This window comes from Micromonospora arborensis (genome assembly GCF_003205615.1).
Lineage (GTDB): Bacteria > Actinomycetota > Actinomycetes > Mycobacteriales > Micromonosporaceae > Micromonospora > Micromonospora arborensis.
This window is the reverse complement of sequence record NZ_PYBV01000034.1, coordinates 83,058-91,924: the sequence shown is the minus strand read 5'-3', so window position 1 is coordinate 91,924 and position 8,867 is coordinate 83,058. Positions and strand designations below refer to the sequence as shown.

Sequence of the window (8,867 nt, the reverse complement as noted above, 5' to 3'; positions counted from 1 at the left end):
CGCGCCGAGCAGCACCGCGCACACCCGCCCGCGCCGAGCAGCACCGCGCGCACCCGCCCGCGCCGAGCAGCACCGCGCGCACCCGGCCGCGCCTCGTCGGCGCGGCCGGGTCGGTGGCTCAGCGCAACCGTCGTCCGCGCGGCACCGTGTCGGTCTCGTCGTCGAACTCGCCGATGACCTCCTCCAGGAGGTCTTCCAGGGCCACGAAGCCGATCGGCCGAGCCGGGCCACCGCCGTTGCGCACCAGCGCGAGCTGCGACTGCCGGGCCCGCATCGCTGCCACCGCCTCGGTGACCGTGGACGTCGCCGGCAGGGTGAACGCGGGCGTCATCAGCGCCCCGGCGGTGGCGACGCGGCCGGTGGTGACCACCCGCACCGCCTCCCGGACGTGCACCAGGCCGCAGACGTCGCCCGCCTCGTCCAGCACCGCCAACCGGGACCGACCGCTGTCCCGGCTGATCTCTTCGATCCGCTCGGCCGGGTCGTCCCGATGGACGGTGACCATGGTGGCGAACGGTTCCATCACCTGCGCCACAGACGTGCCCTGCAACTCCAGCATGCTGGTCAGCAACTGGTGCTGCTCGGCGCCGAGCAGCCCGTGCTCACGGGACTGCTCCAGCAGGATCCGCAGCTCGTCCGGGCCGTGCACCTGGGCGAGCTGGTCCTGCTGGTTCACCCCGCACAGCCGCAGGATCGCGTTGGCCAGGGCGTTGAGCGCGGAGAGCACCGGTCGGGACACCCGGGCGAACGCGCGGAACGGCAGCGCGAGCAACGTCGCCGAACGCTCCGCGTCGGTGATCGCCCACGACTTCGGCGCCATCTCCCCCACTACCAGGTGCAGGAAGGTGACCACCCCGAGGGCGAAGACCAGGGCGATCAGGTGACTGGCGGCGTCCGGCAGGCCCACCACGTGCAGCAGAGGGCTGAGCAGGTGCTCGATCGCCGGCTCGGCCAGCGCGCCGAGACCCAGGGTGCACAGTGTGATGCCGAGCTGCGCGCCGGCCAACATCAGCCCCAGCTCGCGGACGCCGTCCAGCGCGGCGCGTGCCGCCCGACCGCCTCCGGCCGCCGCCTGCTCGAGGCGGTACCGCTTGCTGGCCACCAGAGCGAACTCGGCGGCCACGAAGAATCCGTTCAGCGCCAGCAGGATCACCGAACTGAACAGCGCGATCCCGGGGCTCACGCGCTCACCCCCGGTTTGGTCAACTGCAGCCGTACCGAATCGGCCACGTGCCGATCCACGGCCAGCACCTCGACCAACGCCCGCGGTTCGGCGTCGTTGTCCTCGCCGTCCGCACCCTCGGGCAGCAGGCTGATCTCCAGCCGGTCACCGACCTCCGGCACCCGGCCGAGCTCCCGCATCACCAAGCCGGACAGGGTGTCGTACTCCGGTGCCTCGGGCAGCGCGATCCCGGTGCTGTCGGCGACCTCGTCGATGCGCCAGCGGGCCGGCACCACCCAGGACCCGTCGTCCTGCCGGGCCGGTGCCCGGTCCGGCGGGTCGTCCTCGTCCCGGATCGGGCCCACCAGTTCCTCGGCGATGTCCTCCAGCGTGATCACGCCGGCGAAGCCGCCGTACTCGTCGACCACGCAGGCCATCTGCCGGTGCCCGGACCGCAGGCGGTCCAGCACCGTGGGCAGGGGCAACGTCTCCGGTACGAGCAGCGGCGGCCCGGCCACCGCGCTCACCGGCGTGGTGGCCCGCTCCTTCGGGGGTACGCCGAGCACGTCGGCGATACCCACGACGCCGAGCAGGTCGTCGACGCCCTCCGCCCCGCGCACCGGGAAGCGGGAGTGACCGGTGTCGAGCAACTCGACCACCCGGCTGACCGGCTCCTGCGCCCGTACGGTGTGCACGTCGACCCGGGGCACCATGGCCTCCCCGGCGGTCAGCTCGCGGAAGTCCAGACCTCGGTCGAGCAGCGTGGACATCTCGGCGTCGAGGCTGCCCTCCTCGCGGGACTCGGCGATGATCTGTTCCAGGTCGGCCGGGGTGGCGCCGCTGGGCAGTTCCTCGATCGGCTCGATGCCGATGCGGCGCAGCAGACGCACCGACGCCCGGTCGAAGAGCCGGATCAGTGGCCCGGCGACGGCCAGGTAGATCAGGGTGGATCGGCTCAGCGCCCGGGCCAGTTGCTCGGCCCGCGCGATGGCCAGGTTCTTCGGGGCCAGCTCACCGAGGACCATCTGCACGACGGTGGCGATGACCAGGGCCAACGCCACCGACAGCGGCAGACTGACGGCCTCGCTGACGCCGGCAACGCCGAACAGGTCGGCGAGGCCGCCACCGAGGTACGGCTCGGCGACGTAACCGACGAGCAGGGCGGTGACGGTGATGCCGAGTTGGGCGCCGGAGAGCATGAAGGAGAGCCGGCTGGTGACGGTCAGTGCCCGGGCGGCGGCCTGATCGCCGTCATCGGCGAGCTGGCGCAGCTTGCCCCGGTCCACGGCGACATAGCCGAACTCCTGCGCCACGAAGTAACCGGTGGCGGCAGTCAGGACGATGATCAGAAGAAGACCAACGACGATCAACACGGGTTGCTCAGGGCTCCCGGGGTCGTCGGTACGGGGATATGCCGGGCACGACCCGGCTGGCTACTGCTGCCCTCCTGGGCAGAAGAGTCGATCATGCCGTTATTTTATCGGCGCTGGCTGGGACTCCGCTGGGGGTGGGCCGAAGGAGCGGATCGTCCGGTTCATCGGCTGTCACGCCGGTCCGGCCGTCCCACCGCCCGGACCCCGTTCGGCCAGCTCATCGGCGTCGAGCAGGCTCCGGTCGAGCCGCCCCGACCGGTACGCGGCCCGCCCGATCATCTGGGCCGCGACCGGCGCGGTCGCCAACTGGAAGACCGCCACCAGCAGGATCATGCCCAGGTCCGCCGGGGACCGCAGCCGCAACGCGATGCCCAGCAGCAGCAGGAGCACCCCGAGCACCTGCGGTTTGGTGGCCGCGTGCATCCGGGACAGCGCGTCCGGGAACCGCAGCACGCCGACCCCGGCGGCCAGGCCGAGCAGCGCGCCGGCCACCAGACAACCCGCGCCCAGCCAGTCCGCGATCGTCGCGATCACTGCTGCTCCCGGACCGCGAAACGGACCAGCGACACCGAGCCCACGAAGCCGAGCAGGGAGAGCACCACCAGCACGGGCAGTGTGGTGGCATGGCGGTTGACGGCCGCTTCCGCGCCCACCGCACCGATCATGGTGGCGAGCAGCATGTCCGCGGCGATCACCCGGTCCACCAGCGACGGACCGCGGTAGAGGCGGGCCAGCGCGAGGAGCGCGGTCACCGACAGCAGTACGGTGAGGACGACGGCCAGGAACGTGCTCACGGGCGGGTTCCCCTCTCGGATCGGTCGGTCTCGACGCGGCGCAGCTCGGCGGCGGAGCCCACCGCACGGACGATTCGCCGCTCGACGGCGCGGGTGCGTTCCCGGGCCACGTCCAGGTCCGCCGGCCCGTGGGTGTCCAGCACGTGCAGGTAGAGCGTTCCGGAGTCCCGGTCCACCTCGAGGATCAGCGTGCCCGGCACCAACGAGACCGCCTCGGCAGTGAGCGCCAGGTTCAGGTCGGTGGGCACCCGCAACCGAACCGCGATGATCGCCCCACGCGGCCGGTAGCCGGGCTGCACGGCGATCCGGGCGATGTGCAGGCTCGCGCTGACCAGCTCCACACCGAACCGCGCCGCGAACACCAGCATCCCCCGGGCCCGCAGCCGCCCACCGAAGCTGACCGCCGGCAGCGGGAAGAAGACCAGCACCGCGCCGCCCACCAGCAGGCCACCTGCCACATTGGCCCAGTTGATGTCGCCCCAGAGCAGGTTCCAGACCACCACCAGCCACCCGAGCGCCACCGTCTGGTCCCGCCAGCGCCCGAACCGGCCGCGACCCGACGCCGCCGGCCCGGAAGCCTCCCGGGCCGCCTCGGGCGGGCCGGTCACGGCCCGCCGCCCGGCAGCACGGCACGGACGTACGGGGTACGCAGTCGCAGGTCGGCGGCCGCGTCGGCGGTGACGTCGAAGAGCGGACCGGCCAGCACGGTCAGCGCCAGCCCGATGGCGACCAGGGCCACCGTCGCCCCGACCATCAGCTTCGGCAGGCGCACGGACGGCTCACTGGTGGCCAGTCGGGGTGCCCGCCAGAAGGCGAGGTTCCACACCCGCGACGCCACGTAGAGGGTGAGCAGGCTGGTCAGGGTGCCAGCCGCGACCAGCACGAAGGGCAGCGGCCCGCCGGCCGCCACCCCGGCCTGGAGCAGGCCGAGCTTGCCGAGGAAACCGGAGAACGGCGGCACCCCGGCGAGGTTCATGGCCGGGACGAAGAACAGGACACCGAGCAGCGGCGCCACCCGGGCCAGCCCGCCGATGCGGCGCAGATCGGTGCTGCCGACACGCTCCTCGACCAGGCCGGCGACGAGGAACAGGGTGGTCTGGATGGTGATGTGGTGCACCACGTAGAAGATCGCTCCGGAGAGCCCCGCGGCGGTACTCAACGCCACCCCGAAGATCATGTAGCCGATGTGACTGACCAGGGTGAACGAGAAGAGCCGCTTCAGATCGGACTGGGCCACCGCGCCGAGGATGCCGATCACCATGGTCAGCCCGGCGACGACCATGAGCAGCACGTCGGCCTGCCCACCGGGGAACAGCAACGTCTCGGTGCGGATGATCGCGTAGACGCCGACCTTGGTGAGCAGACCCGCGAAGACGGCGGTGACCGGGGCCGGCGCGGTGGGATAGCTGTCCGGTAGCCACGCCGACAGCGGGAAGACCGCCGCCTTGATCGCAAAGGCCAGGAGCAGCATCAGCTCCAGGGCCAGTCGGACGCCGTCGGGCAGGTCGTCGAGGCGCTGGGCGAGCTGGGCCAGGTTGAGCGTGCCGGTGGCCGCGTACACCAGGCCCACCGCCGTCAGGAAGACCATCGACGAGAGGATGCTGACCACCACGTACGTCGACCCGGTCCGGATCCGGGTCTCCGTGCCGCCCAGGGTGATCAGCACGAAGCTGGCGGCCAACAGGATCTCGAAGCCGACGAAGAGATTGAACAGGTCACCGGCGAGGAACGCGTTGGTGACGCCCGCGGTGAGCACCAGGTACGTCGGGTGGAAGATGACCACCGGCGTGGTCTCGCTCGCCTCACTGCGCCCCTGCCCGATCGAGTAGAGCAGCACGCAGAGGGTGACCGCCGACGAGACCACCACCATCAGTGCGGCGAGTTGATCGGCGACCAGCACGATGCCGACCGGGGCCGGCCACGCCCCGACCGCCACGACCACCGGCCCGTGCCGGTACGCCTGCACCAGCAGCAGCACCGCCACGGTGAGGGTGCCGCTCAGACAGAGCACGCTGATGGTCCGCTGCAGCCGGGGCTGCCGGGCCAGCAGCAGGGTCAGCGCCGCACCGAGCAGCGGCACCACCACCGGCAACGGCACCAGCGTGCTCAGCACGCCTCGTCCCCCCGTCGCAGTCGGCGGCGGGCGGGCTCCGGATCGACCTGCTCCGGATCACCGTTCGGGCCCTCCCCGCCGAGGTCGACGGTGCCCACCTCGTTTCGCACGGCCCGGCGGATGATCTGCCGGTCCTCCAGGTCGTCGGGCACCTCGTCGTCACCGGTCAGATACCAACTCCGGTACGCCACCGCGAGCAGGAACGCCGCCAACCCGAAGGTGATCACGATGGCGGTCAACACCATCGCCTGCGGCAGCGGATCACTCATCTGCTCGACCGGGCCGGTGCCGACGATCGGCGCGCCACCGGGCCGCCCGCCCAGCAGGATCAACAGATTGACCCCGTTACCGAGCAGGATCACCCCGAGCAGGATCCGGGTCAGGCTGCGCTCCAACAGCAGGATCACTCCGCAACCGACCAGCACCGCGACGGCCAGCACCAACACCATCGTCGGCCCAGCACCGCTCGCCGTCATGCCCGCTCGCCCTTGTCGACGGCCAGGCCGCCCGTGGCCGTCCCGGTTGCCTCAATGTGCCGGTCCACCTCGGCCCCGAGGCTGCGCAGGATGTCCAGCACCAGCCCGATCACGACCAGGTACACGCCGATGTCGAAGAAGAGTGACGTGACCAGGTGGGCGTCGCCGACCAGCGGCAGGGACCGGTCGACCTTGGCGCTCTCCAACACCGACCCACCGACCAGCAGCGCCACCACACCGCTGCCCACCGACACGGCCAGCCCGGCCCCGAGGATCGCACCGGCACCGATCGGTGCCGCCTCGGTCAACTCGTACCGGCCGCCGGCCAGGTAACGGACCACCAGGGCGAGACCCGCGACCAGACCGCCGGCGAAACCGCCGCCCGGCGCGTTGTGCCCGGAGAAGAGCAGGAACAGGGAGAACAGCACCACGGTGTGGAAGATCAGCCGGATGACCACCTCCAACACGATCGAGCGCCGCCCCTCGTAGAGGGTGGGGCCGCCGCGCAGCCACACCGGCCGGCCAGGTCGGTTCACCTGCGCGGCCGACTCCGGCCGGCGCGGTCGCGGCCCGGTGCGGGACCGCTCGAAGATCAGGCTGGCCACCCCGGTCGCGGCGACCACCAGCACCGCCAGCTCACCCATGGTGTCCCAGGCGCGGATGTCGACAAGGGTCACGTTGACCACGTTGCGGCCGTACCCGTGGGCCACCGCCAGATCCGGGAAGGCAGCGGAGATGTCCGGTGCCCGGCGGGCGCCGGCGGCGGCGAGGGCCAGCCCGGCGGCCACCAGACCCACCGCCACCCCGAGCGCCCGGCGGGCCCACCGGCTGCGGCGCAGCGGGCGGGCCGAGAACCGTTCCGGCAGGCGACGCAACACCAGCACGAAGACCGCGATCGTCGCGGTCTCCACCAGGAACTGGGTGAGGGCCAGATCCGGTGCTCCATGCAGGACGAACAGCATGGCGGTGCCGTAGCCGGTCATCCCCACCAGCAGCATCGCGGTGAGGCGGCGACGGGCACCGACCGCCAGCACGGCAGCCACCGCGATGACCAGGACGACCACCGGTTGCAGCAGACTGTCCCAGAGCGGGATCCGGGCCCGCCACGGGCTGGCGGAGAGCATCGCCCCGCCGGGCACCAGCACCAGGATCACCAGGATGACGCCGAGATACTGCGGCAGGGAGCCGCGCTGGGTCGCTCCGGTGACCTCGACGGCCAGCCGGTCGAACCGACCCACGATCCACTCGTACCCCTGGTTGCCGCCCACCGGCGAACGGAGCCGGGCCAGCACCGGTCCGAGCGGCCCGCGCACGGCGAAGAGCAGACCGCCGCCGACGAGCGCCAGCACGGACAGGCCGAGCGCCGGGGTCGGTCCGGACCAGAGCGCCAGGTGCGCGTCGACCCCGCCGAGCAGATCGGCGTACGGGCGCAGCAGGCCGTCCAGCACACCCGCGGCCGGGCCGACGAGCAGACCGATCCCGGCGAGCACCGCCGGCGGGACCAGCAGCGACGCGGCGATCGGGCCCGGCTGGACCGTTTCCACACCCGGCCGGTCGGCGAACGCGCCCCACAGGAGGCGGGCGCTGTACGCGACGGTGAGCACCGTCCCGGCGACCAACCCGGTCAGGAGCACCGGCTGGTCGGTGAACGCCCCGAACACCGCCTCCTTGGCGACGAAGCCGACCAACGGCGGCACCCCAGCCATCGACGCCGCGGCGAGCACCGCGACCACGAACAGGGGCCGGGACCAGTGCCGCAGCCCGGACAGCTCACGCAGGTCACGGGTCCCGGCACCGTGATCGATGATGCCGACGACCAGGAACAACGCCGCCTTGAAGAGGGCGTGCGCCAGCAGCATCGCGGTGCCGGCCAGGGCGGCGTCCGGGGTGCCCGACCCGGTCACCGCCACCAGCAGGCCGAGCTGACTGACCGTCCCGTACGCCAGCAGCAGCTTCAGGTCGGTCTGCCGCAGCGCGGCCCAGCCGCCGAGCAGCATGGTGGTCACGCCGGCGATCTGCGCCACCGGCCGCCACGGGCCGACCGTGGCGAGCACCGGCGCGAGCAACCCGACCAGGTAGACGCCGGCCTTGACCATGGCGGCGGCGTGCAGGTACGCGCTGACCGGCGTGGGTGCCGCCATCGCGACCGGCAGCCAGGAGCTGAACGGCAGCACCGCCGACTTGGACAGCGCGCCGGCCAGGATCAGCAGCACGGCGACCACCAGGTATCCGCCGCCGGGCAGCGGCTGGGCGGCGATCTCCGACCAGCGGTAGGTGCCCGCGTGCTCGCCCAGCAGGATGAACCCGACAAGCATGGCCAGCCCGCCCAGCGTGGTGACCGTCAACGCCTGCGCCGCCGCCCACCGACTGGAGCGCCGCTCGGTGCTGTGCCCGATCAGCAGGTACGAGAAGATCGTGGTCAGCTCCCAGCCGACGTAGAGCAGCAGCAGGTCGTCCGCGAAGACCAGGACGAGCATCGCGCCGGCGAAGGCGACCAGGACCGCGACGAACCGTGCCAGCCCGCTCGAACCGGCGCTGAAGTAGCGGGCGCTGTAGACCAGCACCAGCGCGCCGATGCCGCCGATCAGCAGGGTCATCAGCCAGGACAGGGTGGTGAGCCGCAACGCGATGTCGAGGCCCAACTGCCGGATCCACGGGTACGTCTCGACCACCGCCCCGCCGTCGTCGACGGCCGGCGTGCGGGCCACCGCCCAGCAGAACGCGGCGGCCGGTGCCAGCGCCAACGGGTAACACGCGCGTGGACCCCACCACCGGACGAGCAGGGGCGCAGCCAGGGCCGCCACGAGATGGAGGACGAGCAGTACCAGCACCTGCGCTCCCGATCGAGGTGGCCGACGCCCGAGCAGCGGTGGCGCCTAGCAGCGATCAGACGCCAGTTCGTTGCCCGCCGTGCGGTTTTGCCGGAATTCACCCCACCCCACCCCACCC

The 8,867-nt window shown here is 72.2% G+C and carries 8 protein-coding genes; all 8 read right to left on the bottom strand.

Annotated features, from left to right (window positions below; translation table 11 throughout):
* Nucleotides 1-118: 118 nt before the first annotated feature.
* On the bottom strand, nt 119-1,183 hold the full coding sequence (locus C7C45_RS25165; RefSeq protein WP_110566178.1) for a hemolysin family protein: 1,065 nt from the start codon (nt 1,181-1,183) through the stop codon (nt 119-121).
* Nucleotides 1,180-2,535 (bottom strand): hemolysin family protein, encoded by a 1,356-nt coding sequence (locus C7C45_RS25160; RefSeq protein WP_110566177.1) that lies wholly within the window; start codon nt 2,533-2,535, stop codon nt 1,180-1,182. The genes C7C45_RS25165 and C7C45_RS25160 overlap by 4 nt, the downstream gene beginning before the upstream one ends.
* 171 nt (nt 2,536-2,706) lie before the next feature.
* Complete coding sequence (gene mnhG, locus C7C45_RS25155; RefSeq protein WP_110566190.1) at nt 2,707-3,066, bottom strand: monovalent cation/H(+) antiporter subunit G; 360 nt, start codon at nt 3,064-3,066, stop codon at nt 2,707-2,709.
* Nucleotides 3,066-3,329: an MrpF/PhaF family protein gene (locus C7C45_RS25150; protein ID WP_110566176.1), complete on the bottom strand. Its 264-nt coding sequence runs from the start codon at nt 3,327-3,329 to the stop codon at nt 3,066-3,068. The genes mnhG and C7C45_RS25150 overlap by 1 nt, the downstream gene beginning before the upstream one ends.
* On the bottom strand, nt 3,326-3,937 hold the full coding sequence (locus C7C45_RS25145; protein ID WP_110566175.1) for a Na+/H+ antiporter subunit E: 612 nt from the start codon (nt 3,935-3,937) through the stop codon (nt 3,326-3,328). Before C7C45_RS25145 ends, C7C45_RS25150 begins: the two co-directional genes overlap by 4 nt.
* On the bottom strand, nt 3,934-5,439 hold the full coding sequence (locus tag C7C45_RS25140) for a Na+/H+ antiporter subunit D (RefSeq protein ID WP_110566189.1): 1,506 nt from the start codon (nt 5,437-5,439) through the stop codon (nt 3,934-3,936). Before C7C45_RS25140 ends, C7C45_RS25145 begins: the two co-directional genes overlap by 4 nt.
* Entirely contained in the window at nt 5,436-5,918 is a 483-nt protein-coding gene (locus C7C45_RS25135; protein WP_110566174.1) for a Na(+)/H(+) antiporter subunit C, read from the bottom strand. The genes C7C45_RS25140 and C7C45_RS25135 overlap by 4 nt, the downstream gene beginning before the upstream one ends.
* Nucleotides 5,915-8,749: a Na+/H+ antiporter subunit A gene (locus C7C45_RS25130; protein WP_110566173.1), complete on the bottom strand. Its 2,835-nt coding sequence runs from the start codon at nt 8,747-8,749 to the stop codon at nt 5,915-5,917. Before C7C45_RS25130 ends, C7C45_RS25135 begins: the two co-directional genes overlap by 4 nt.
* Between the last annotated feature and the right edge of the window lie 118 nt (nt 8,750-8,867).

What these genes read in the sequence shown, in the direction of transcription:
- C7C45_RS25135 (WP_110566174.1), bottom strand. Translation starts at nt 5,918, where the DNA reads ATGACGGCGAGCGGTGCTGGGCCGACGATGGTGTTGGTGCTGGCCGTC.